Annotated in this window: 22 protein-coding genes; 6 read left to right on the top strand and 16 right to left on the bottom strand. The window is 64.2% G+C overall.

The window, feature by feature from the left end; genetic code table 11:
- Nucleotides 1–83: 83 nt before the first annotated feature.
- From JI752_RS01455 to aceE, 5 genes are all read right to left on the bottom strand, one after another.
- Nucleotides 84–1526: an aldehyde dehydrogenase family protein gene (locus tag JI752_RS01455; RefSeq protein WP_216958265.1), complete on the bottom strand. Its 1443-nt coding sequence runs from the start codon at nucleotides 1524–1526 to the stop codon at nucleotides 84–86.
- Between the two features lie 121 nt (nucleotides 1527–1647).
- On the bottom strand, nucleotides 1648–2013 hold the full coding sequence (locus tag JI752_RS01450) for a hypothetical protein (RefSeq protein WP_216958263.1): 366 nt from the start codon (nucleotides 2011–2013) through the stop codon (nucleotides 1648–1650).
- A 206-nt stretch (nucleotides 2014–2219) separates the two neighbouring features.
- Nucleotides 2220–2792: an NADPH-dependent FMN reductase gene (locus JI752_RS01445; protein ID WP_216958261.1), complete on the bottom strand. Its 573-nt coding sequence runs from the start codon at nucleotides 2790–2792 to the stop codon at nucleotides 2220–2222.
- Between the two features lie 88 nt (nucleotides 2793–2880).
- Nucleotides 2881–4203, bottom strand: a complete 1323-nt coding sequence (gene nuoF, locus JI752_RS01440; protein ID WP_216958259.1) for an NADH-quinone oxidoreductase subunit NuoF — start codon at nucleotides 4201–4203, stop codon at nucleotides 2881–2883.
- 11 nt (nucleotides 4204–4214) lie between these two features.
- Nucleotides 4215–6914: a pyruvate dehydrogenase (acetyl-transferring), homodimeric type gene (aceE, locus tag JI752_RS01435; protein WP_216958257.1), complete on the bottom strand. Its 2700-nt coding sequence runs from the start codon at nucleotides 6912–6914 to the stop codon at nucleotides 4215–4217.
- A 607-nt stretch (nucleotides 6915–7521) separates the two neighbouring features.
- Between aceE and JI752_RS01430 the strand changes: the two genes are divergently transcribed.
- Both JI752_RS01430 and JI752_RS01425 read left to right on the top strand, forming a co-directional pair.
- A complete protein-coding gene (locus tag JI752_RS01430) occupies nucleotides 7522–7962 on the top strand; it encodes a carboxymuconolactone decarboxylase family protein (RefSeq protein ID WP_216958255.1) in 441 nt (146 codons plus the stop codon).
- Nucleotides 7963–8042: 80 nt separating this feature from the next.
- Entirely contained in the window at nucleotides 8043–9536 is a 1494-nt protein-coding gene (locus JI752_RS01425; RefSeq protein ID WP_216958253.1) for a dihydrolipoyl dehydrogenase, read from the top strand.
- Between the two features lie 344 nt (nucleotides 9537–9880).
- Here the strand turns inward: JI752_RS01425 and JI752_RS01420 are convergent, their stop codons facing one another.
- The 9 genes from JI752_RS01420 to JI752_RS01375 all read right to left on the bottom strand — a co-directional run bounded on the left by JI752_RS01420 (nucleotide 9881) and on the right by JI752_RS01375 (nucleotide 20307).
- Complete coding sequence (locus JI752_RS01420; protein ID WP_216958251.1) at nucleotides 9881–10402, bottom strand: Mov34/MPN/PAD-1 family protein; 522 nt, start codon at nucleotides 10400–10402, stop codon at nucleotides 9881–9883.
- Nucleotides 10390–12009, bottom strand: a complete 1620-nt coding sequence (locus JI752_RS01415; RefSeq protein WP_256448095.1) for a ThiF family adenylyltransferase — start codon at nucleotides 12007–12009, stop codon at nucleotides 10390–10392. Before JI752_RS01415 ends, JI752_RS01420 begins: the two co-directional genes overlap by 13 nt.
- Nucleotides 12010–12089: 80 nt before the next feature.
- Nucleotides 12090–13151, bottom strand: a complete 1062-nt coding sequence (locus JI752_RS01410) for a cyclic GMP-AMP synthase DncV-like nucleotidyltransferase (RefSeq protein WP_216958247.1) — start codon at nucleotides 13149–13151, stop codon at nucleotides 12090–12092.
- Entirely contained in the window at nucleotides 13148–14239 is a 1092-nt protein-coding gene (locus tag JI752_RS01405; RefSeq protein ID WP_216958246.1) for a patatin-like phospholipase family protein, read from the bottom strand. Before JI752_RS01405 ends, JI752_RS01410 begins: the two co-directional genes overlap by 4 nt.
- Before the next feature lie 873 nt (nucleotides 14240–15112).
- Nucleotides 15113–16675 carry a DUF3987 domain-containing protein gene (locus tag JI752_RS01400; RefSeq protein WP_216958244.1) on the bottom strand — a complete coding sequence of 521 codons (1563 nt, stop codon included), beginning with the start codon at nucleotides 16673–16675 and terminating at the stop codon, nucleotides 15113–15115.
- A gap of 1 nt (nucleotide 16676) precedes the next feature.
- A complete protein-coding gene (locus tag JI752_RS01395; RefSeq protein WP_216958242.1) occupies nucleotides 16677–16955 on the bottom strand; it encodes an AlpA family phage regulatory protein in 279 nt (92 codons plus the stop codon).
- Between the two features lie 94 nt (nucleotides 16956–17049).
- Nucleotides 17050–17559: a hypothetical protein gene (locus JI752_RS01390; protein WP_216958239.1), complete on the bottom strand. Its 510-nt coding sequence runs from the start codon at nucleotides 17557–17559 to the stop codon at nucleotides 17050–17052.
- Complete coding sequence (locus JI752_RS01385) at nucleotides 17556–18740, bottom strand: integrase arm-type DNA-binding domain-containing protein (protein ID WP_216958237.1); 1185 nt, start codon at nucleotides 18738–18740, stop codon at nucleotides 17556–17558. Before JI752_RS01385 ends, JI752_RS01390 begins: the two co-directional genes overlap by 4 nt.
- Before the next feature lie 949 nt (nucleotides 18741–19689).
- On the bottom strand, nucleotides 19690–20307 hold the full coding sequence (locus JI752_RS01375; RefSeq protein ID WP_216958233.1) for a cation transporter: 618 nt from the start codon (nucleotides 20305–20307) through the stop codon (nucleotides 19690–19692).
- 102 nt (nucleotides 20308–20409) lie between these two features.
- Between JI752_RS01375 and JI752_RS01370 the strand changes: the two genes are divergently transcribed.
- The 4 genes from JI752_RS01370 to JI752_RS01355 all read left to right on the top strand — a co-directional run bounded on the left by JI752_RS01370 (nucleotide 20410) and on the right by JI752_RS01355 (nucleotide 22246).
- Nucleotides 20410–20781, top strand: a complete 372-nt coding sequence (locus JI752_RS01370; RefSeq protein WP_216958232.1) for a hypothetical protein — start codon at nucleotides 20410–20412, stop codon at nucleotides 20779–20781.
- Between the two features lie 70 nt (nucleotides 20782–20851).
- A complete protein-coding gene (locus JI752_RS01365; RefSeq protein WP_216958231.1) occupies nucleotides 20852–21505 on the top strand; it encodes a hypothetical protein in 654 nt (217 codons plus the stop codon).
- An 8-nt stretch (nucleotides 21506–21513) separates the two neighbouring features.
- On the top strand, nucleotides 21514–21858 hold the full coding sequence (locus JI752_RS01360) for a heavy-metal-associated domain-containing protein (RefSeq protein ID WP_216958230.1): 345 nt from the start codon (nucleotides 21514–21516) through the stop codon (nucleotides 21856–21858).
- The gene (locus JI752_RS01355; protein ID WP_216958229.1) at nucleotides 21851–22246 is read left to right on the top strand and encodes a hypothetical protein; all 396 of its coding nucleotides are present in this window, start codon (nucleotides 21851–21853) and stop codon (nucleotides 22244–22246) included. Before JI752_RS01360 ends, JI752_RS01355 begins: the two co-directional genes overlap by 8 nt.
- A 97-nt stretch (nucleotides 22247–22343) precedes the next feature.
- On the opposite strand, the gene JI752_RS01350 is transcribed toward JI752_RS01355, so the two are convergent.
- Nucleotides 22344–22838, bottom strand: coding sequence for a hypothetical protein (locus tag JI752_RS01350; protein ID WP_216958228.1), 495 nt, complete (start codon nucleotides 22836–22838; stop codon nucleotides 22344–22346).
- A 645-nt stretch (nucleotides 22839–23483) separates the two neighbouring features.
- A complete protein-coding gene (locus JI752_RS01345; RefSeq protein ID WP_216958227.1) occupies nucleotides 23484–24620 on the bottom strand; it encodes a hypothetical protein in 1137 nt (378 codons plus the stop codon).
- Nucleotides 24621–24635: the final 15 nt, after the last annotated feature.

Below are 24635 nucleotides of genomic sequence, written 5' to 3'. Positions count from 1 at the left end.
GTCTGCTGCGATGAAGCCGAGAGCCGATGATCGAATCGACTCCTTCGCACGGTGGGGGTCCGTAACTCCTGCCCAGTTCGCGATCAACGCGCTAAAGCCACGTGTTTGTACTCCATGAAGTCCTCAAGCGCAGCGGGCCCGTTAAGGCGTCCTCGTCCGGATTGCTTGAAGCCACCTTCTTCCGTCTCGTCATGCACGACGGCCCAGTTGTTGATCCAGACGGTCCCTACATCCAAGCGACCCGCAACTCGCAGTGCACGATCCAGATCGTGCGTCCATACGCTAGCCGCGAGGCCGTACTCACTGTCGTTTGCAAGCGACAGCGCCTCATCTTCCGAATCGAATACCTGGAACGTCATCACGGGGCCGAACGTCTCCTGTTGCGCGATTTCCATGGAGGAATCATCGATCTCCAGCAGGGTCGGGCGGTAGAACGCCCCAGCCGCCAACGCGCCCTCCGAAGCCGGTCCACCGCGAACGAGCGCAAAGGCGCCGGCATCGATCGCCTTGCGCACTGCGCGATCGACACGCTCGACGTTCTCCTTGTCGATCAACGGCCCCATGGCGCTGGAGGCATCCGACGCCGGGCCGACTTTCACGGACGATATCGCCAGGCCAAGTCGTTTCCGCAGTTCGTCGGCGACTCCACGCTGTACGAGCACACGCGATCCTGTCATACAGAACTGTCCAGCGAATGTGGTCACTGCCTTCGCGAGGACAGGTGCCACCTTGGACGGATCGGCATCGTCGAACACCACCATGGGCGTCTTCCCGCCGAGTTCCAGGCCCAGGCGCTTGAGGCGCTTCGCGCCGGCCTCGGATATTGCGCGCCCGGTAGACGTGCTTCCGGTAAAGCTTAGTACCGGAACGTCCGGTGACTCGACGAGCCGCCGCGCTCCGTCCGCTCCGGATTCGGTGAACAGGTTGATGACACCCCGAGGAATGGAGGACGCCTGGCTCATGATCCAGGCCACCAGCGCATTCGTCTGCGCGGTCTGGGCCGGCATTTTGATCACGGCCGTCGTGCCCGCCGCGAGTGCCGGCGCCAGCGAACGTACCATCAGCACAACGGGCGCATTCCACGGCACGATGATGCCCGCAACACCGATCGGCTGACGCAACACGACGGAGAGCGCGCCCGGGCGTGGCTCGACGGCGCGACCTTCGCTGGTCATCGCCAGCGAGGCGTAGTAGCGCAGCTTCGAAGGCACCATCGATACCTCGAGGCGCGCCTCGGGCTTCACCTTGCCGTTCTCAAGCGAGAGCAGCTCGATCAACTCCTCGGCATGTTGCTCGAACGCGTCGGCCAGCTCATGCAGACCCTTCGATCGCAGTGCCTTGTCGTGCGGCCACGCGGAGCGTTCGAACGCGCGTCGTGCCGCGTCGATCGCGTCCTGGACCTCTCCCGCTCCCGCATCGGCGTACTGGCCGATGATCTCCTGGTTCGCCGGGTTTACAGAGGGGCGGTGCGGATGCGAGTCGCGCCATTCGCCGTCGATCCAGTGAAGCGCTGGTGTGTTGGTCATGGTGTGGTACCGAAGAAAATGGTGGTCCAGCGACCCCGCCATCGCGAGGCCGTGCGTATGTGCGGAGTCGTGGACCGTGGTAAGTGGACGATCGAGCAGGTCTGGTCGGTGTCGAGGCCAGCTACAGCAGCATGTGCGGTTCCAGTTGCAGTGCTGCCCGACGCCATTCATTCAAGGCGACGATCGCGACGGTCAACTCCGAAATCTCGTCTTCGTCGAAGTGCCTGCGAAGCCTCGTGTACTCCGCCTCCAGCACGTCGGCGGGTTCTCCGAACGTCAGCACATCGGCCCAGTCCAGTGCCGCACGCTCGCGCTCACTGAGCAGCGGGCGAACATGTGATGCGGGAAAGGGCTGTGCGCGACCCGCGTCGGGTCGCGGAGAGAGGCGACTTCTCAGGAGCTTGACCAGCACGCTATCGAGGGCGATGGCCTCGACCACGTCCTCCATGGAGCGCATGGTGCTGACGGCGTCGGCCGAGGGTTGCATGGGAGAAATGCGGAAGTGCATGGCGGAGGGGCATGTGATTGCGTGAGCCCATCCTGCACGCGCGATCGCTCGCTCGAGGATGCCAATTCGAACTTAATTCGGTGGCCACCCGCGCGAACTCGTACCAGATCATCGCGAAGCACGCCGCAGATACACGCCGCTACAATCCCGCACCCGGCCGCGACCAGTACCGCCGGCGCCATCCTTCAGCTTGCGCGTGGCAACACCGTCAGGACGCGCTGCACGAAGGCGGAGTACTCCTGCATGTAGCTGCGAAGGAACTCAGCCGTTTCATCGTTGTTGACGACTCCGTCGTCATCGATCAGACCCGGTGTGAACTGAATGTATGCCTCGACCGTGTTCATCAGTGGCGAGTTGCAGAAGCACAGCACGCTACGCAGGTGCTGCTGCGCCACCGCAGTTCCGATTGCGCCCGGCGATGTCCCCACCACGCCCGAGGGCTTTCGCGCGAACGAGTTCTGGCCCCATGGGCGGCTCGCCCAGTCGATCGCATTCTTCAGCGCCCCGGGAATCGACCGGTTGTACTCGGGAGTGACGAACAGCACCGCGTCCACGCCAGCGATGGCCTGCTTGAGGCGCTGCGCGACCTCGGGGTAGTTCGCATCGTGGTCATGGTTGTACAGGGGGAGGTCCCGGATCGGAATCTCCTGCAGCACCAGCTCTGGCGGTGCGAGCTTGATCAGTGCCTTGGACAGCTTGCGATTGATTGAACCCTTGGCCAGGCTTCCGACAAAGTAGCCAACGCTGTACGTGCTCATCGCTGCACTCCGGTGAGAGGGCCATCGGGAAATGAGGGTCTCGGCTGGTGTTCCGGCAGGGCCCCATCACGACAATGCCCGTGGGGGACTAGGAAGGGTGTCCGCGACTAGCCTCAACGAACGAACGCCCATGTTCAATGAAATACTCGAATTCCGGCCAGAAGTGCTGCAGGAATCCCTGCACCGGCCACGCGGCTGCTTCGCCGAAGGCGCAGATCGTGTGCCCTTCGATGTTCCGTGACACTTCCGCCAGGCGGTCCAGGTCTCCCTGCGTGCCGTTGCCGGTGACGATGCGATCCAGCAGCCGGTACATCCACCCCGTGCCTTCACGGCACGGCGTGCATTGTCCGCAGGACTCGGACATGTAGAAGCGCGATATGCGATGACAGGTGCGCACCATGCATGTGGTGTCGTCCATGACGATCACGGCGCCTGATCCTAGCCCCGACCCGGCCATTCGCAGCGAATCGAAATCCATGGCGATGTCCAGCATGCGATCGCCCGGGATCACCTTCATCGTCGTGCCGCCCGGGATAACCGCCTTGAGCGCGCGTCCCTTGCGCATGCCACCCGCGAGTGCGAGCAACTCGCGAAACGGCAATCCCAGCGGCACCTCGTAGTTCCCGGGGCGCGACACGTGCCCGCTCACGGAGAAGATCTTCGGGCCGCCGTTGTTCGGCTTGCCGATATCCAGGAACCATTGCGCACCCTTGAGCATGATCGATGGCAGGGAGGCAAAGGTTTCGGTGTTGCAGATCGTCGTGGGCTGGCCGTAAAGACCGAACACCGCCGGGAAAGGTGGCTTATATCGGGGAAGGGCCTTCTTTCCTTCCAGCGCTTCCATCAGGCCAGTCTCCTCGCCGGCGATGTACGCGCCTGCACCCAGGACGTTGTGGATGGTTACCTCGATGCCGCTGCCCAGGATGTTCTCGCCGAGCAGCCCCGCATCACTCGCCTCCCGGGTCGCATGCTCGATCCGCTCGTACGGCTCGTGGTGGAACTCACCGCGCAGGAAGTTGTACGCCACGGTAGCGCCGGCGCAGTAGGCGGCGATCGCCATGCCCTCAAGCACCGCGTGCGGGTTGTAGCGCAGCAGTTCGCGGTCCTTGCAGGTGCCCGGCTCGGCTTCGTCGGAGTTGCAGAGCACGTACTTCTGACCCGGTTCGCCGTGCGGCATGAAGGAGAGCTTCAGGCCCGTACCGAAGCCCGCACCGCCGCGGCCACGCAACGCGCTGGCTTTTATCTGCTCGATGAGTTCACGCGGGTCGGGTCTCTGGGCCACGATCTCCCGCCACGCCTTCCAGCCGCCCACGCGCTCGTAGCTTTGCATGGTCCATGGCTGATCGAACGCGTGCGTCGTGTACGACACCTGATGGGGCATCACCGACTGCTGGGCGGTATCGGAGGGCATGGTGGTCGCCCCTAGCCGAGCGCGGGCTCGGCCTTGTCCGCGTCGATGCCGTAAAGGTCGGCAGCCTTGGCGACCGCGGACGTCGGCAGCACGCCATCGCGGGCCAGGGACAGCACGGCCGCATGGGCGATCCAGCGGCGGTCCACTTCGAAGTAGGCGCGCAGGTTCCAGCGGGTATCACTGCGGCCGAAGCCGTCGGTGCCAAGCACCGTGTAGCGCCGGCCTTGCGGGATGAACGCGCGAATCTGGTCGGCGAGGCCGCGCACGTAGTCGGTGGCGGCGATCACCGGTCCCGGATGCTCGTTGAGCAGCGAGGTGACGTAGGGTACGCGCTCCGGCTCGCCGGGGTGCAGGCGGTTCCAGCGTTCGGCATGGAAGCCGTCCCGGCGCAGCTCGGAGAAGCTCGGGCAAGACCAGACATCGGCCGCCACGCCGAAGTCCTTGCGCAGCATCTCCGCCGCCGCGATCGCCTCGCGAAGAATCGTGCCCGCGCCCAGGAGCTGCACGCGCGGTGCGTCGGCAGGAAGTTCCGTCGCTGGCGCCAGCAGGTACATGCCGCGCAGGATCCCTTCCTCGGAGCCCTCGGGCATGGCGGGATGTGCGTATGCCTCGTTCATCACCGTCAGGTAGAAGTAGACGTCTTCCTGCTCCTGCAGCATGCGGCGCACGCCTTCGCGGACGATGACGGCCACCTCGTAGGCGAACGTGGGGTCGTACGACACCACGTTCGGAATGGCGCCGGACATCAGGTGCGAATGGCCGTCCTCGTGCTGCAGGCCTTCGCCGTTGATCGTCGTGCGACCGGCGGTGCCTCCGACGAGGAAGCCACGCGCGCGCATGTCGGCGGCCGCCCAGGCGAGGTCGCCCACGCGCTGGAAGCCGAACATTGCGTAGTAGAAGAAGAATGGCAGCATCGGCACGTCGTTGACGCTGTAGCTGGTTCCGGCTGCTATCCACGAGCTGATGCCACCGGCTTCGCTGATGCCCTCCTGCAGCACCTGGCCATCGGCGGCCTCGCGGTAGTAGACCAACTGCGACGAATCGTTGGGTGTATACCTCTGCCCGAATGGCGCATAGATGCCTACCTGCCGGAACAGGCCCTCCATGCCGAACGTGCGCGCTTCGTCGGCGATCACCGGCACCACCCGTGGGCCGATCTCCTTGTCGCGCAGCAGCAGGTTCACCGCACGCACCATCGCCATGGTCGTGCTGATCTCGCGCTCGCCGCTCGACTGCAGCAGCGCGTCGAAGGCCGAGAGCGGCGGCGCCGTCAGCTCCACACTGGAGCGTGGGCGGCGGCGCGGAAGGGTGCCACCCAGGGCCGCGCGGTGCTCCTGCAGGTACCGCACTTCGTGCGAGTCCGGCCCGGGGTGGAAATAGGGAACCTCGTCGAGACGGTCGTCGGGGATCGGAATGGAGAGGCGGTCGCGCATGTACTTGAGCGCTTCGAGGTCGATCTTCTTCTTGTTATGGTTGGCGTTCTGCGACTGGTACTGGTCGCCCAGGCCGTAGCCCTTGATGGACTTGGCGAGGATGACGGTGGGCTGGCCCTTCGTACGCACGGCGGCATCGTAGGCCGCGTACACCTTGACCGGATCGTGGCCGCCGCGGTTAAGCATCTCGATATCGTGGTCAGACATGCCTTCCACCAGGGCGCGCGTGGATTCGCTCTTGCCGAAGAAGTGTTCGCGCGTGTACGCGCCGCCCAGCGTCTTGTAAGCCTGGTACTCGCCGTCGACGGTCTCCATCATGATGCGGCGCAGTTCGCCGTCGGTGTCCTTCGCCAGCAGTGGATCCCAGCGGCTGCCCCAGATCGTCTTGATGACGTTCCATCCGGCGCCGCGGAACACGCCTTCGACTTCCTGGATGATCTTGCCGTTGCCACGGACGGGGCCGTCGAGCCGCTGCAGATTGCAGTTGATGACGAAAACGAGGTTGTCCAGTCGCTCGCGCGCGGCCAGCGCCAGTGCGCCCACGGTCTCGGGTTCATCGATCTCGCCGTCGCCCAGCAACGCCCACACCTTGCGGTCGGAGGCGGGCATCAGCCCGCGCTGCTCCAGATAGCGCCAGAAGTGCGCCTGGTAGATCGCCTGCAGCGGTCCCAGCCCCATGGACACCGTGGCCACCTGCCAGTACTCGGGCATCAACCAGGGATGCGGATAGGAGGAAAGCCCGCGGCCCTTGCCCTCGACTTCCATGCGGAACAGGTCGAGCTGCGCTTCGTCAAAGCGCCCTTCCAGGAACGAGCGCGCGTAGATCCCAGGACTGGAGTGGCCTTGGGTGAAGATCAGATCACCCGGGTGCGCATCGCTCGGCGCGCGCCAGAAATGGTTGAACCCGGTTTCATACAGCACCGCCGAGGAGGCGAAGCTCGCCAGGTGTCCACCCAGTTCGCCGGGCTTTCGGTTCGCGCGCACGACCATCGCCATCGCGTTCCATCGGATGATGTCGCGGATGCGCTTCTCCAGCTTCGGATCTCCCGGGCTTAGCGCCTGCTGGCCCACCGGAATGGTGTTGACGTAATCCGTCGTGGTGTTGAAGTCGACGATCCCGCCGGAGCGTCGCGCGTGCGAATTGAGCTGCGAAACGAGGTATGAGGCACGATCGGCTCCGTCGTGATGGAGGACGGCACCGAGCGCGTCCAGCCATTCGCGGGTCTCGGTCGGATCGGCGTCATGCGGAACGTATGCGTGGTCGGAGGGAGCGGACATGGACGTGGCCTTGCACATGGACTGACGTGATTGCAGTCATGTGGTCCCGGGTGGATTCGCGGTAGGCATGCGGGTGAAACGGAGCATGTTGCGCGGCACGCGCGTTGGCGTGGACGTTTCCCACATTCCCGACGAACGGTAGCTGCGCGCATAACTTGCACCGAGTTGCATGCAAAGCGCAGCCATCTCGCCAAGATCAGGGTCAGATTTGTCCGATTCGTGGGGCATAGAGCGAACGCGATCGAGCCGACTGCAAGTATCCGGCGGCTGCCGGGCAGACCCTCGGTGCCCGGCATAGGGGCTATCGCCTGAAGTGGCGCAGTCAGGCAGGCAGATCGCTCTTGCGTGTGCGATAGCAGGCTCGTGGGCCCCGGAAGGCTCGTGGCTTCCCTAATGGGCTGCGGATGAAGCAAGCACAGTTCCGGAGCGAGCAACGCCCGTGGACGCGTCGCCACATTCACTGGCTTGTAACGGAGCGTAGCTAATGCGCCGTCTATACATCTCGACACACTGCTTCTGGCATGGCCTCCGAACATGTCAGGAATTGGCTCCCTTCCCGTGCGAAACGCGCGCCTACGCTTACGCCACACATCAATGGATACATCCAATGCAATCTCGTCTCGACTTCTACAAAGCCTCGCCCGATGCCGCCAAAGCGATGATCGCCATGCAGGCCGCCGTCAACAAGCTCTCCCTGAAAAGCAGCCTGCTTGAACTCGTGAAGCTGCGCGCATCGCAGCTCAACGGTTGCGCCTACTGCGTCGACGTGTACAGCACGGATGCGCGCCGGCAGGGCGAAAGGGATCGCCGCCTGCATGCCGTGGCCGTATGGCGCGAGTCGCCCTTCTTCACGGAGGAGGAGCGTGCTGCACTTGCCTGGACCGAGGCGCTGACCCGCATCTCGGACACCGGCGCGCCGGACTCCGACTACGAACGGCTGTCCAGGCACTTCGACGAGCGACAACGCGCGGACCTGACGGTGGCCATCAATACGGTCAACGCTTGGAACCGGCTGGAAATGGCATTCCGCTCGGTCTCCGTAATGTGACTCGCTGTGAGTCCATGGGCAAACACATTGCGCTTGCTCGTTGAGAGTCAGATGCGCGAACTTCATCAAAGAGCAAGACCATGAAGACCCTCAAGACAGACATCGCGATCCTGGGTGCCGGAAGTGCCGGCATGAGTGCGTATCGCACCGCCTCCGAGCACACCACCAACCTAGTGGTCATAGAAGGAAGCCACTACGGCACGACGTGTGCCCGCGTCGGGTGCATGCCGAGTAAGCTGCTCATCAGCGCGGCGGACGCGGCGCACGCGGTGCAGGGCGCGGCCGCCTTCGGCGTGCACGCTGGCCCATCTCGCATCGACGGAGTCGAAGTAATGGACCGCGTCCGGCGCGAGCGAGACCGCTTCGTCGGTTTCGTGGTCGGCGCCGTCCATCGCTGGCCCGAAGCGCATCGACTGGACGGCTTCGCGCGCTTCCTCTCGCCGCACGAACTCCTGGTCGGTTCCGACACCATGGTGGTGGCCGATCGCATCGTCATCGCCACGGGCTCCAGTCCCGCCGTGCCGCCGGGATGGCGCGAGGCGCTCGGCGACAAACTGCTCGTGAACGACGACGTGTTCGCATGGAAGACCTTGCCAGCGTCCATTGCCGTGGTCGGCACCGGCGTCATCGGGCTGGAGATCGCCCAGGCATTGCACCGTCTGGGCGTGCGCGTGAGGCTCTTCGGTCGTAGCGATCGTCTCGGACCCTTGACCGACCCGGCGCTGCAAGCCGTCGCACGTTCAACGCTGGGAGCGGAGCTGGATGTCGTGTCGCCGGTGCGCGACCTGGTGCCACGATTGGACTCGTCCGGCCGGGTGCAGGTGCGCGCCACGATGGCCGATGGTAGCGGCGTGGTGGACACCTTTGATTGCGTCCTGGTCGCCATCGGTCGTCGTGCCAACGTGGGCAGCCTCGGACTGGAGAATGCGGGCATCGCCCTCGATGCGTCCGGCATCCCGACGGTAGACCGGAGGACTGGGCAGATCGATCGGTCGCACATCTTCCTCGCCGGCGACGTCGCGGAGGATCGGCAGATCCTGCACGAGGCTTCGGACGACGGTCGCATTGCCGGTGACAATGCCGGCCGTTATCCGCATGTACGCATACGGCCCCGTCGCGCGCCGCTGTCGATCGTGTTCTCGGATCCGCAGATCATGCTCGCGGGGCAAACCCATGCGGAGCTCGTGGCGTCCGGCATGGAATTCATGGTGGGAGAAGCTTCGTTTGACGACCAGGGCCGCAGCCGCGTGATGCTGAAGAACCGTGGCGCGATTCGGGTGTACGGCGAAGCGGGAACGGGCCGCTTCCTGGGCGCCGAAATGATCGGCCCGTCCGCGGAGCACATTGGACACCTCTTGGCTTGGAGCGTCCAACGCGGAGACACGGTCCAGCAGATGCTCGACAGCGCCTTCTACCATCCGGTGGTGGAAGAGGGACTCAGGACGGCGCTTCGGCAACTGCAGCAGCGACTGGCCCTGAGTGCGGCTCTGCCCGAGCTATGTCTTGATTGCATTCCGGCGAGGGATCAGGTCGTCAACGATGCTCGGCTCGGTCAGAAGCGGACGTTCGCCTGACGGTTATCATGTCCCGTGCTAACGAGACGGCCCCATGATCCACGCGTCTGTGGCCGTCGCGAGCCTCAGCGGGCACCTAGGAACGTCCAACTTGAGACCCTTCCGGCCTTCCCCGAACGCTCTTGGTCCTCCTATCTGTCCTTGGGCGTCCGCTTCTGGCCGAAAGCGGTCACCCGGAAGCGCCCCGAAGAGGGATGGGTCCGAAGAACCCTCTCTACGATCGTTCGTTTCATGTATCCCCCGAATCTCCCCCCTGTAACAGGGGGTGAAGCGAGGGGGCATTCAAAGTTTACTCGGGACATCGAAGACGGCTTCATTGCCCTGCGGGTACTCGCGAATGCGCCTCAGGGGCACGGCAGGACTTCGGGTGCCGCGGATTCCACCGCGCATTGCAGCGTGCGTCCGTCGCAGCACACGTAGACCGCCACACCCGCGACGCCCACTGCGGTGCCTTGGATCACCATGAGCACCGAAGCTAGGCGCAGATCGGAACGCGCCTGCAGCCGCACGATGGTGTCGAGGTCCTCCGGTGAGGCCCGCGGGTGCGGTTGCGGGTGTGTGTGCCAGTCGCCGCAGTAGTAGAGCCCCCGATCGCGTTGCCGCTCGATTTCCCGCTGCGCCGAGGCCGGGGTGGACCGGTAGCCGAAGCGGGAGCGCAAGTCACCGCGGTAGGGACCGGTCGCAAGCGAGACGTCCAGGCAGGTGTTCGTCAGCGTAGCAAATAGTTGTCCGCCCGCTTCCCGCTGCCACCAGTGGCGTTGCTGGTAACGCGCTAGATGGGCCAGCACTCCTGGCCGCAGCACGATGATCTCGGCGGCCTCTGGCAGTTGCGCAACGAGTGTGTCCTCTGAGATCACGGCGGCCATGCGTAGGTTTTCTCAGTGAAACTGCGATCGAACTCGACGCTGGGTTCGCCGCCCTGCGCGACCACGGCCTCCCGATCACCAAACCAGGTTCGGCGCAAGGACGCCCCGACCTTACCCAGAAGGACGTCGGCCACCAAGCGTTGGCCCATCAATACCGTGTGCATCATGTCCGCCGCGTCATAGGGTTGGAACGACGTGCCGCATCCTGCCTCGCCCAGCGTGGTAGTGCGCGGATCCCAACGGGAGGTCGCGCGCTTGATGAAGCGTCCGTCCGCGTCCAACCCCGGCTCCAAGGAATCGGTGCCAAACAAGGAGATCGCTTGGCCAGCCAGGGCGAACTCTTCCGTCCAGGTCCACACCCGAACCGGCGCATGCTCCAGGGTGGCACTCCAGCGGTCCACCGCCAGTTCGGCAGGCAGATCCACTCCGGCGAGCACCACGACATCGCAGTCTGCCAGTCCCTGCAACTGCGCCGAGGAGAGGTCCTGGAAGCGAGCATGATGCGCGGTTGCCCGTTTCGCGTGGGGGAAATCGCGGGCGAGCTGTTCGGCCAACGCGTTCGCCTTGGAGCGCCCGAGCCACTCGGCGCCCAGGACGTGGCGACCGAGGTTGGCGGCCTTGACGGAGTCGTGATCCACCAGCACGAGTGAGCCGACCCCCGCCTGCACCAGACCACGCGCCAGAAAGCCGCCGAGTGCGCCGCAGCCTACGATCGCCACCGATGCCGCCTGCATCTGTCCGAGCGCGGAATTGGCGTCACGCCCGTGGATCCATGCTGCATCAAGGCGCTCGATGCTAATCGCGTGGATCTCACGGGCGCGAAAGAGGTCGGCCACCAGCCATTGAGGGCGCGGGCGCGACGGCCGGAATCCCTTCATCACCATCTTCTGTGGCGCACCGCGTAAAACGGTACCAACAAAAATAGGAGCCTCGTCGACCATCGCGCCGAGCACGACGGGAAACTCGCCGCCGGCGGGAAACTTGCCGTCCAGGTGCGCCGGGCCGACCATGTCGATCACGTCGCGCCCGGTTTTTGGGAAAGTATCAGGGCCCCTGAGCCCGGCGGGCCACGCCAAGCGCGTTTGCGGAAGCGGCCGGCGGCACTCGACGCCGCGGTTTTTCAGCCACCGCTCAAGCTCGTCTTCAGTGTCGGCGAAGACGATGCGCGCTCCAGGGCCGCGATGGTAGAAAATGTCACGATCTACCGGCTCAGCCCGCAGCAGCGCCAGTCCGGTGTCCGCTCCCGAACCGACGCGCTGCGACCAGTACGCGGCAAGTTCGCGACGGAACTCGGCGACACGGCCCGCATCATCCAGGTCCAGAACGTCAAGTGCGTCCTGCAGCACGGTCAGCGCCCGCTGCCCGGCCGGCGCCGAAAAGCGGGTCGCTGACAGGCACAGCACGCCGCCTTTCTCCACGTGTGGCCACGCCGGGGCTCCAATCGCCGCTGCTTGCGGCGCAATGATCCGTGGTTCGGAACGCGGAAAGTCGATATCCAGCACTAGGTAGACGTGATCAACCCCGTGATGCGCCAACCGGTGCCGCGGCAGATCTACCCGCCATGCGGCATCCCAAGCACCGCGCCGAGGCAACGTTGCGTACTCCATCGGCCGCGCTCGCCGCCATCCGTCAGGACGGACGGCGGCCAGCTCGGCTTCGATCGCCTGGGCGGGTGCGCTCAGGAAGTTCAGCGGCTTGCACCCGCGCCGTAGCGACCGTTGCCGTCATCGCGTCGGTCCGACTTGCTCTCGGTGGCGACGAAGAACGCCCGTTTGCCGCCTTCAGGCTCGCGTGGGTCCGGCAGCTTGCTGAAGTGAGTCTTGTTGAAGACGGTGTCCCATGCGGCGCGGGCTTCATTTCGCGTGCAGTCGTCTTCGTCCAGCACCTCCAACGTCACCAGCGCTTCGGCCAGCTTGTCGTGGAAGAAGGCCACCTTCTCGTTCCCCGCTTTGGCGAGCGGCGCGGGGTTCACAGGGTGGTCGACGGCGCTCGAACCCTGCAGTCGCGCCGCGATGGCGCTCCAGGTGTCGCGCAGTGCCACGTCGTCGCGGTCGGCAGACGGGCGGAACTCGTCGACCACCAGCTTGCTGAGCGTGATACCGCTAGTGGTTTCAGCCTTCCACTCTCCTCGGCTGCGCGCGAACATCTTGGTCAGGCGCACCACCCGACGCATCTGCAGACCATCTTGTCCATCGTCGCCGTTGAGGTCATGCACGGCGTCCTTGAACCATTTGGTTACCGCGCGCGCGTCCGACACCTGCCAGGTATCCCCGCTGGCGAGTTCGTAGACTTCGCGTTCGCTCCCGCCCTCGTCCTTTTCGAGGCGCACGCGATAGACCGGCATGTCGATGTGGTACCCCGCCTGGTACTCCTGGCGCACGCAGTTGTCGTGCACTTCCGCAGGGCTCGCGAAACGCTGGTCCCGAGTTAGGGCATCGCAGACACGCTGACGGGCCTGGCGCGGGCTCAGGTCGCGACCCTCGGCATCTCGTAGATCTTCCGGGCGAAAGTAGACGCCGTCGTCGATGTCGTAGTCGCAATCGTCGTCCTGCACCATCGTCCGCATCTGATAGGAGCCTTGCGAGCAAACCATCTTGGGCTGCGGGTGTTCGGCCTCGGTCAGGCCCCTCTCCAAGCGGGTACGGCCGTTGTCACGCCGCTCGCGCATGTCTCGCCGGTCATTCTCGCGAAGCGTGACCTTATCGTCGTGGTACTTGCCGATCTCATCGCTGCAATCGAGTGTACTCATGCACCTTGCTCCTCCATTTGCGTTTTGTAGCCGTCCGCGAAAGCCGCACGAAATTGCGCCAGCTTCGACGTTGGGTCTTGCGATGCCGCCCAAGCGTTGTCGACATCCGACGCGGCCTGACGTCGCAGTGCGTTGAGGACAACCGGTCGGGCATCGTCCATGTTCTTGAGGTAGCCCAGCAGTTTCTGGGATGGACACTGCGCCGGGAGTCGGTAGGCAAAGTTGCCCTCCCCACGCAGCGACGCAACCTTTCCGCTGAGGTAGTCGTAGCCAACCGCTTGCGCGTTCAAACTGGTTTCGACCACGCGTAATCCACCGCGCCAACCGACGGCGCCGCGGTAGCGCGACTTGGGCGAAAGCTCCTCTCCGCCTTGCACCGGCAACGATCCGAGCATGAACAAATGGATGGGACGCTCGACCTCCCCGCTTGTGGACAGGATCTCGTGCGCCTCCACAGCGCCGATCGTGCCGGGGTTGTTCGCCCACAGTCCGCCGTCGGTATAGACGACTTTCGCGCCGCTGACCGGCTCGGTGAGTTCTGCAAGCGCGCGCAAGATGGGCGCGGCACTCGAAGCCATGCAGGCATCGACAAGGGTTCGCTGGTCATCTCGGCCGTTCAACCGCTCAAGGTGCCGGGTCTTGAAAACGACCGACGCGTGGCGCGCCATGTCGACGGCGGTCACGGCCAAGCGAATGCCCCGCTGCTGCTGGACCTGCAGGAAGGTGGTGTCGCCCAGCGCGTCCTCCAGCGCGTGCCGCAGCGCGGCTTCGCCCCGGCGCGTGCCCAAGCCGAAGCCTCGCACGAGCGCCCCCAGCCCCCAGTAGCTGCGAGCAAGCTGGTAGGGGAAGATCTGCGGCCCATGCCGTTCGTACAACTGCTCGACCTCGGCGAGCGGCGCGCCCTTGGCCAAGGCGCAGGCCACGATCGCACCGGTACTCGTGCCGACGATCAAATCGAAGCAGCGGCCGACATCAAGTGGTGCCTGCTGCGCACCGGTTACCCGATGAGCGAACAAGTTCAAATACGCCGCCTGGTACACGCCGCGCATGCCCCCGCCATCCAGGCACAACACACGAAAAGGCTTCATCCTGATCCCCACTCTTGTTGGCCCCTTTCGCCGGGATTGGGGCGTCTATCACGGTTTCAAGCGTGGCCATTCGGGCGCCCGCTCGGCTTACAACTCCTGGCGGCCCGCCTCACTGGTCTCGCGGGTGGCGGATGCCCGCGCCGCCTTTACGCGGATGCGCCAGCCATCGGTGCAAAACCGATGTCGTCACCGTGGTCTGCACAGCTCACCGCTAGGGAGTCGTCTTCGCCCCCCCCGACAGGCGTGGCCGATATGCGTGCTCGCGTAGCAGGTGGAGGTGTTCTACGCCGCGGGCGACGGGGCTGAGGGCAGGGCGCTGCGACTGATCCACCGAACCCGACTCGGCTTGGAGTAAAAACCGGCGCTCCCCGAGCAGTTCCTTGCTTCGGCTAGGGAGGAGCCCCTGCCGTCATACGGCTTTAAGTCACGCCGACGCTTCTCCGACCCCCCCCAGCATTTACCTGCGGGAATGCGGAAGCGTGCCCCCCGTCCGGTGGGGTAGGTTGCTGTGAATTGGCGGAGTCGCCCCCCGCCGGGGGACGCCATTGGAACGGCGCAGCGCGCGGCTGTGTGCCGCCCGCGGCTAGCGCGGGCGGAGGGTCCGGTGTGGTGTCCTAAGAATTCGAACCGCCGGCCAGCGCTCGCGTAAGCTGGCGGCAAGTTCGGCGGGGGTCTGACCGGGGCGGCCGAGCGCCGTGGCAACTTCGTTGGAAGTGTGACTGGGCAGGCGGAAGTGCAGGATTGGGCGTGCCTTCGTTTCAGCGGAGGCGGGGCTGCTACGACTGCTACTCTTGCTACAAGTGCCGCGTGGAGTAGCAGGTGTAGCACCTGCGAGAACGATTTTGGCCAGCATCTCGCGAAGGTGCTGCAGGCTCACGCGCCGCTCTCCTCCGGAAGCACAAGCCGCCAAGCGCGACGGGCGCGCGTAGCCGCCAGTTCGGCGCCCCCGAGTCGTACGACGTGACCGGCCTCTGTCAGTCGCGCCAAGGCAACAGTGATCCGGTTTCGATCACGCAGTCGGCCGGGGCCGTACTGCAGCAGCGCGCGGACTGTCACCACAGCGTCACCCCGCGCCTGTGCCCAAGCGAGGATCGCTTCGGCGTCCTGTACATCCTGCGAGACGCGCGTGCTGGCGAGGATGCGTTGAACCTCGCAGAGGTACCACAGGGCGATCTGGCAGCCCCGGCCTACGCTGAGCTCGTCCAGGGTCGCCGCGTTCTGATCGGTCATCAAGCGCAGTACACCCGCCAGACGAAGTGCTTGCTCGGCGGCTTTGCTGCCCCAAGGGCGCACGTCGGCGAACTGACCTTCTGGGAGCATGCCTCGCTCGATCACGTCATGAAACGTGCGCCAGATGGCGAACGCCCTTGAACTCAACAACACCGCAGGCGGTGCCAGTGCGTGTGGATCATCAGTGCTAAAGGAGAACGGCGCCTGGAGCCTCGCAAGCAAGATGGCGCGGAGCCGCACCATGGCCGGATGAGATTCGATCGGAGCATCGACGTACATGCGCGTCCCGGCAGTGCCAAGAGGCTGCGCCAGCAAACACCGAGCGAGGAAGCCTTGCCCCAGCAATACTGGATCGGACAGTGCGCGTCCTGCGATCACGGGTTGGGCCATCAAGTGCAGCGCTAACCGACGCCCACGTAGGCGTAAGGCACCGTCACCTGAGCGCACGCGATCCAATGCGCCGTGATCCCACAACTTGCATAAGGTGCCTGCGGTGCGCATCACGCTTTCCTGTGACATGCCGTGACCGCCGAATACCAGTGCGGCCTCATCAGAGAACACTCCGACGCTTGGCACGCCTGCGTTCAACAACCGAAAGAGGCCTTCTGCGGTGAAGTCGGCCACGCGACGATACGGCGGCGAGGGCGCCTGCGGCTTATCGCCGAGCTGCAGCAACTCGGCAGCAAGCCCGGCACCCTTGGTGCGGTTCTTTGCAACAGAGCATCGAGCCTCCCACTCGGCCATCTCGGCAGCGTGCCGACGATCGGCATGTGCATACTCGCGTTCTAGCATGCGCTCGTAATCATCAATACCGCGCATTGCCTCGCGATCTGCCGAACTTTTGCGCTCGCCGGATTCGGAAATAGAGATCAGCCAAAGCGACAGCGGGATTCGGCGACCGTCGGGCGCCTCCACGTCCGCCAGCCCCTGCACTGCGAGCGAAGCTGCCGCCAGCAAAGCTCCTGCGATTACAGCATCAGGTGCTTGGACCGTCTCTCTGAGCGCGCGTGCCGCGGGCTCCAGCACTTCGCCGAGTGCAAGTAGTGGAAATGGCTCGGGGCCGGGCATCTCGCGGCGGAGCGGCTCGGGCGCTCCCAGCGAACGGGCGGGGGAGGGCGGTGCGGTTGCGCGCCAAGCTTCCTCCGCGACTACGTCGCCGTCGACCAGCGCGCGCAATTCCAACTCCTTGCGCCATTCGATCGTCATCTCACGTCTCCCCTGCTGTCGGAGATTTCCGCCGCCCGCTTCGACTGCGCCTGGCGGGGGCGATGGGCTCCGGCGTCGCGACCTTGATCCGCGATGCGATCCAAGCGTCCACGCTCGATTCCGGCCAGGCCACGCAGCGGCTGCGTTCACCCAACGACAAGGCGATAGGGGCGGGGAAGTGGCCGGCGCGGATGGCGCGAAACAGCGAGGTTCGGGATAGGCCCGTGCGATGCTTCACCTCGGCGAAGCGCAGCAGACGGGAGGGGGACGTGGCGGACATGTTTGGCACCTCGTGAGGGGTGCCGCCATGGTTAGCCCTGCTCCTACGGTTAGATACCTAATCGAAGAACGTAAGGTGTTCTGTGGGCCATGACTCAGCCCTTGGCCTCTAGTCTCCTGCCTGCCTCGGCCCATTGGGTATCAAGGCTGGCGACTTGGTAGTCGTAGAAGATGTACTTCTTGTTGCCGTCGTCCAGCTCGTTCACCTCGAGGTTGCCGCTCTCCTCCTGCCTGCGGATGAAGCTCTTCAGCGTGTTCAACGGATTCCTGCGATGTCGCACCATGGCTGCAATCACAGCTTCCCGGTCCTTTTTCTTCGCGCGCTCACCTCTGGTGTCCATGTGCTTGAAGTAGGCTGCCGCGTCCAGGCCGGCGATGAACGTGGCAGCCTGGCGAAGCTGCCTTTCCCCATGCGCGCGTTCATGCGGCTTGTCACTGCAATAGGCACGCGCGGCACTTAATAACTCCTGCGCGAGCCACTCGCCATGGTCTAGTGTTTCGATCGGCGGTTTTCGGTCCTCGTCAATCCAGCCGCTAACCTCTCGCTTGACGATCAGTGGCGGACGCACCTTTTTGTCCGGCTTCCTGGCATTTCGAGTACTCATGGGCGCTTGCCCCCGGTGCGTAGCAGGTCGCAATGGTCAGCCCAAGCGCCCATCATCCGCGTGCGCTCGGGCAGACGGTCGGCACGGTTGTAGACGCCGCGGACCTGATTCTTGTCGACGTGTGCGAGCTGCAATTCGATCACGGCGCTGTCCCAGCCGAGTTCGTGCAGCAGGCTGCTGGCGGTACTCCGGAATCCGTGTACAACGTGCCGGTCGCCGTCGAATCCCAGCGCGCGCAGGGCCGCGTTGAGTGTGTTCTCGGACATGGGGCGAGATTGGCCGCGCAGCGAAGGGAAGACGTATGGGCCGCCACCGGTTATTGAGTGCAACTCGCGCAGGATCACAACGGCTTGCGGCGGCAGCGGCACCAAATGCTCGCGCCTCATTTTCATGCGCGTGGCTGGCAGTCGCCACGCCGCCGCGTCGATGTCCAACTCCTGCCAGCGCATTGCTCGCAGTTCGCCAGGGCGCTGAAACAGATAAGCCGACAATTTCAGCGCGGCTAGTGTGACGGGCTGACCTGTATATCCCCAGCACGCGCGCAGCAGTTCAGCAACCTCGCGAGGGGTGGTAATGGCCGCGTGGCTGCGTGTGCTCTTCGACTTGAGGGCGCCGCGCAGGTCGGCCGTCGGGTCACGCTCGGCACGACCGGTGGCGACCGCGTAGCGACACACCTGTCCAATCTTGGCTTTCAGACGGTGTGCCGTTTCCAGGTGCCCGCGTGCTTCGATCTTGCGCACCGTTGCCAGTACGCGCGCCGGGGTTAGTTCGGCGATGGGTACCGCGCGTAGGTCGGGCACGAGACCGAACAGCCACTCGAGTTTCGCCAGAGTGACGGGAGCGAGTGAATCGCGCTGGCGGTCGATCCACTCGTCCGAGACCAGGCCGAAGGTGATCACAGCAGCTCGTTCGGCGATCTTGGCCTGCTGGCGGTCAACCATCGGATCGCGGCCGTCGCGCAGCGCGCGCCGGGCATCGTCGCGGCGCAATCGCGCCTCGGCGAGCGAGACCTCGGGGTACACGCCCAACGCCATCAGCCGTTCGCGCCCGCCGTGGCGATACTTCAAGCGCCAGTAGCGCGCGCCGTTGAGCCGTACGTCCAGATGCAACCCGCCGCCGTCGAAGTGCTTGCCCGGCGAGGCGGTCTTGATCCTTGCGACGGTCAATTTTTCAGTCGACATCGATACCCCCAACTTCGGCTCGGGGAGGGGGATACCCCCAAAACTACCCCCCCAGCGTTGAGACGCGATGGTAGCTTGTGGACCCACATAAAACAGAAAACCCCACGAATTGTGGGGTTTTATTTGACGGCTGGGGTTTTGCGGTACCCCCTGAAACCGTCCTGTGGTGCCGGAAGTGGGACTCGAGCCGCCAGCTTCATCTATCGCAGTAAGCATCGATGAATCAATGGGTTAGGTGGTTCGCCTCAGGGGTTGTTAGGTCACCTGTGGGGCGGGATGTTAGGTCACCTCGCCGACAGCGGATGCGTGCGGCATGAGTGCATGCATAGGTGATGGCTGATGCCTAGATGCAATGCCAACGTCGTATGCCCATGACGGATGCCAAGTCCCGCGAGCGTTGAGCTTCCGCACCCGCGACCTGTACTGATGCAACGTGGGCGAGTGGCCCTTCCGTGCGTGGCGACGGTGATTGCAGGTCCAGCAGGCGGCCTCAATGTTTCGTGGGTCGTTGCCGCCTCCATCCGACCTGGCGGTCAGATGCTCTGCCGTAGCCATGAAGTTGCGCACAGCCCGAGGCCTTACGCCGAATCGCGCTGCGAACTCCTCAGGGTGGTCAAGCCACATCAGGGCGGCACAGTAGGTGCAGCGAGCGCACTGGTCTTCGAACGAGCGTCGACGAGAAGTCTTGAGGTTTGCCATGGATGGCTCTCTGGTGGTTGTAGGGAACCCCCGGACTTCGAAAGAAGATCCGATGGGAACCCGACAGCCAGAAGCCGATCGGGCAGTACCGCTGCGCAGGACGCAAGCAACCTGCCGCCGATGGGCGGACAGGTGATTACAGTGTTGAAGTTGGTAGATGGGGTGTCAAGCGAGGGCGTCGTGACCCGTCAGCGAACCGAAGGGCCTCCCCAACGAGACAGATGCTCGCCGCTGCGAGCGCTGAGCACTCCTACGCCGTTCGCATTGACTGGAAGGAAGCGCCGAAAACTCGGATGGCAGAACGGAGGAACAGGATCAACAGGGCGGCAGCGATCACGAGATCTGGCCAACCAGCTCCGAAGATGCCGACGAGGACCGCGGCACCCAGCACGGCGAAGCCCTCGAAGATGTCGTTACGCGCGCATTCCCAAGCAGAAGCAAGGTTCACATCATCGTTGCGGTAGGGCGCAAGGAACTTGAGGCACACGAGGTTGGCCCCGAGGTTAAGAAGCGCGGCAACGCCCATGCCCTCGAACAGAGGAACTGCGGGATTCGCGAGACGCCAGAGGATCTGCGCACCGACAGCGATTGCGGCCACGAGGATCAGGGCACCCTTGAAGAGGGACACCTGTGCCTTGGCCCGGGTACTCGCACCGATGACCGCAAGGCTGAGCGCATACGTAAGCGCGTCGCCGAGATTGTCCAGTCCTCCGGACAGCAGCGAGGAGGAATGGCTGTACCAAGCCGCCCCGACCATCATCACGAAGGTCGCAAGGTTGATGATAAGCACGGTCTTGAGCACGCGACGCTGCTTGGCCTGCATCGCAGCCACATCCATCGTGCTCCCGCACCCGCAGCACTCACTCATTTCGGGCCTTACCTGGTTCGCGTAACCGAGCGGACAGAATACTGTGCGCGGACTGCTGAACAGGCCCGTGGACACGCCAGAAGAAGGACTACACTAGGGGGCATGACGCGGCGTCCGCCCTATCGCATTGTCTTGCACCTGCTGCTGATGGCGTTCCTGGCCGTTCCAGGCCTCATGGCGCCGGCTCGGTTGCTCACCGACGCGATGCAGGCGGCCGGAAGCCCAGCCTCGGCGGAGTTCGTAGAGCACTCAGACGATCCCTGCGGCGCCATGAATGCATCCGCGAAGCAGAAGCCCTGCGACTGCTGTGTTTCGCGCACCTGCGACCTATCGGCGTGTCTGGCGACCGGTCTCCTTCCGGAGCTGCCCCGCGTGGTTGCCGCCATTCCTGTTGCCGTCGATGTAGGGCTGTGGCGGCAACCGCCCGTTCTCACGGGCGTGATCGAAGCGCCCTTCAGGCCACCCATCGCCTGATCTCTTCACAGCAAGAGCGGGCGCATTCGCGCCCTGCGCCGCCGTGCGCGGCGATTACGAAGAAACTGCCATGAACATACACATACAGCGGGCGGCCCTGATGCTGCTCGCGCTGTTGCCTATGGTGGCAACAGCCAAGCCGATTGCATTCGCCAAGGGCACGACCCTCATGGTCGAGTACGGCGCTGGCACCATGAACGAGGCTCAGCTGTTCTATGCCCCTCGCTACTGGTACTCGGTGGGCGGGGGCTGGCTCGAACTCGACAGCGAGGATGGGAGCAAGCAGCGGCACATCACCTACCTGCGCGGGAACCTGCTTGCCAAGCGCTGGAACATGCCTGCCGCCCAAGCCAACGTATTCGTCTGGGGCGGCCTCGGGCGCGCAACGGGAAGCGACTTCGAAGGTAGCGACCTCGCGCGCAACGTAGGTTTCCAGGCCGACTACGAAACCCGGCGCGTGTATGGGGCATTCCGTTCGGACTTGCAGGAAAGCGACCACTTCTCCCATCGCATCGACACGCTTCAGCTTGGCTGGGCGCCTTACAAGCACGACTACAACACGCTCGCGACCTGGCTTGTCGTACAAGGCCGCCGTTACACCGGAGGACTGTTCGACGGGACCGAAACAGCGTTCCTCGTCCGATTCTTCAAGGGCGGCACGTGGGTTGAGATCGGTGCTACGACAGACGGCAAGCTCCAAGCCATGGCCATGTTTAACTTCTGAGACTCCCCATGAACTCCTTCAAGACAAATCCCGTCAAGCTTCTTCTCGCGGCCGTCCTGCTGGCGGCCGCTTCCCTAGCGTCCGCGACGACCGTTGAGATGGACGTGAACGGATTGGTGTGTGCGTTCTGCGCTCAGGGCATCGAGAAGTCTCTCAAGACCTTCCCAGCGACGGAGGGCGTCTTCGTCAGTCTGGAGCACCGCATCGTGGCAGTGCACCTCAAGGATGGAACGGACATCGATGATGCTGCCCTGCGCAAGGCGATAACGGACTCGGGCTACACCGTCGTGGCTATCCGCCGCACCGACGAGTCGCTCGATGCGATTCGCCAACGGGTCAAGGGCCATGACTGAGGCCAACGCGGAAGCGCCGCTCAGACGCAATCTCGGAGTCTCGCTCCTGACGTTGATCGCAAGCAGCGGCACCCTCGTCTGCTGCGTTCTACCCGCGGTCATGGTCGCGTTGGGTGCCGGTGCAGCACTGGCTGGATTGGTTGCTGCAGTGCCTCAGTTGGTCTGGCTGTCCGAACACAAGGCGGGGGTGTTCGGCGCAGCAGCGGCGATGCTCGGATTGTCTGGCGTGCTGTTGTGGCGGGCGCGACGACTACCGTGTCCATCAGATCCGAGGCTGGCTCGTTCTTGCGCACGACTTCGCAAGGCCAGCATCGCGCTGTGGTGGGTAGCCTTCGCCTGTGTGCTTGTCGGGGCTACGTTCGCCTTCATTCTTCCTGGGCTGGTGTAACGCCTGACGGAGGGGCGGCTTCGCCCCTCCGGTCTTGCGGGCGACAGTCGCACGTCAGCCTGAGGAGCACCACGGGTTCGCATGAGGCAGCACCGGTTCAGGGCAAGGGGTTTTCTCGCAGAACCCGGACCAACTCAGTTTCCCCGTCCTGAGCTTCGAGCTGAAGCTCCCGGATGCGATTCGCGAGCGTCAGCAACACTGGACCTGCCTTGCTATTGATCGCTGAGCCCAGCTCCTCCAGCGTCGTCCCGCTTGGGCGATGGACACCCCGCGACTTGCCGGTGATCCAGTCAGGCGCCTTCTTCTCGAGACGGGCCGTGCGGACAAACACGTTGCCGAGATAGGCGCGGAACGTGGCCTCGCCATGCATCTTCGAACCTTCGAATGCATGCCATCGGAGCAGGTAGACGGTGAGGGTTCTTTCGAGAAGGTCCTCGCCCCTCACGCCGGCCATCGACAGCCTGTCGAGGTGGTACTGCAGCTTCGGGGGCGCCCCACAAGTTTCCTTCGCGACCCGTTCAAGCCAGGCAGCGCACGCCTTAGCGGCGGGTGTACCAATAAGACCGCGCTCGTGCAGCCCCCATCGGGCCACCGACCTCCATTCTGTGAAGACCTGCCTAGTCGGCCACACGGACACAGGGCAGCGTTGGCGACGAAGACGGAGTGCGTGCATCGAACACATAGAATGAAAGCTGCGGGGCTGACGCTCGCAGCCAACGACCGAACAGCACTTGCCTGCGTAGACGTGGGCGCGGGGAGCCTTAGGGTAGAGCTTGAGGGACGCGGTCATGGAATCCTTGGACAGGGTGAGGCCTCCCCAAGAGACGGAGACCACGGAGGGAGGTAGACGTCGGCGTCTTGCTGGAGGGCAATCAGGAGGGCGCCGCCCCGAGGCAGGGCATGTGCCGCACTTAGTTGAATGGTGCACGGATGGTCGACGCTGCGTGCCAGCGCTCTGGGAGGAGGTCGCGTTGACCAGTGGTGGATGCGTCTTCCAGCGGTGTCCCACTGGCTACGGCGACGGCCTGCCGAAGTTGTTGAACTTGGGTCTGGTCAGTCCGGGAAAGGTCCCGTCTGAAGGGGCGCATTGCGCGCACCTGTGGTTACCCTCGGGGGAAAGCTTCAGTGCTTTGCCTTCATCTATAAGGGGTTCAGCTTCGGAGAGCTTGCTGTAAAGCGGCTGAGCGAGGAATCATTTTTCTGTCAATAGTCCCCAGTGCTTCCAGCGCTACGCCTGTCAGTCGGACTCATGTTCGCTGTAGAACGCCTCGAACTCAGCCACCGACATGTGGTCGAAGATGTCGAAGTCGGGCGCTGACGCTGCATTGACTTCGTCTTCTTCGTTATCGCCTTCCTCCTCTTCGGCGAGACCGCTGATGGCGCTGTAGTCGTCCATGTCGAACTCCGTGGGTACGAACTCCTCGGCAAGGAGCGGGTGAACCTGCGTGTGGGCCTCATGGGGGCGAGCGTTTGTTGATGGCCGCTCGTCCTTCTTCCGTGGGCGACCCGGTTTCCCCTTCACCTTCGCCGTTACCTTGTCTGGGTCAGGCAGCTCCGAGCGCGACCCCCGGAGTTCTGGGGTCGTGCAGTGGGCGCGCCATCTGGGGTCTCCTGCGTAGTGGTCAGTCCTCTTCGCGATTTCGCTGGCCCGGCGCTGGCGCTGTCGAGGATCGAGCTTGTACTCGTCCACCAAGACCCTCCTATAAGCCCTCTCCAACAGGCGGGCGCGTGCCGTTGGGGAAATCTCAGTCGAGTTCTCCTTCTCGAAGATCGCGCGCGCCTTGACGTGGCGCCGATCCCACAGGGTCTCAAGCTTCGCTTGGTAGGCGTCCGTCAGGAGCACCCCGAGGGGTAGCTGACGTGGCCCCACGGTTTCGCGAAGGCGCACGGAGTGCTCGAAGGACAGATCCGCGAGCCTTGCATGCTCGGCCAACGTAGCCTTCGCTCGAGGCGGCACCGACGGGGCGTTTTGACGAGCCTCGCTGCTGCCGAGTTCTGAGCAGTGGAGCGCGCGCTGGTACGCCGCCTTGGCGCCTACCTTCTCCTTCGCGGCTCGCGAGACGTACTTCTCGACTTCTGACGTGGCCGGACCGACGCCTGCGTAGTGCCGAAGGGTGGCGTCGCTCAGGTAGTTGAAACGAACTTGGCCCAGCGCATCCGCACCGTAGTTGTTGGGTCGAGCCTCGACGGTGCCCGCTGCAGCTTGTCCGCGAACTGTGGCCTCAAGCCGTGCGCGAGCCTGCTTGCCAAGAGCGCCAGTGGCCTGAAGTTCGGCCTCGGACTTGCACAAGGTTGCCGCGCGTACTTGGGAGAAGCCCCAGCCGCGCAGGCGGATGTAGGCGGTTTCGGTGATCGTACTGGTACGGGAGGACATAAGAGGAACGAAAGA

Source organism: Lysobacter sp. MMG2, from assembly GCF_016735495.2.
GTDB lineage: Bacteria > Pseudomonadota > Gammaproteobacteria > Xanthomonadales > Xanthomonadaceae > Lysobacter_J.
This window is presented reverse-complemented; position numbering and strand designations above follow the sequence as displayed.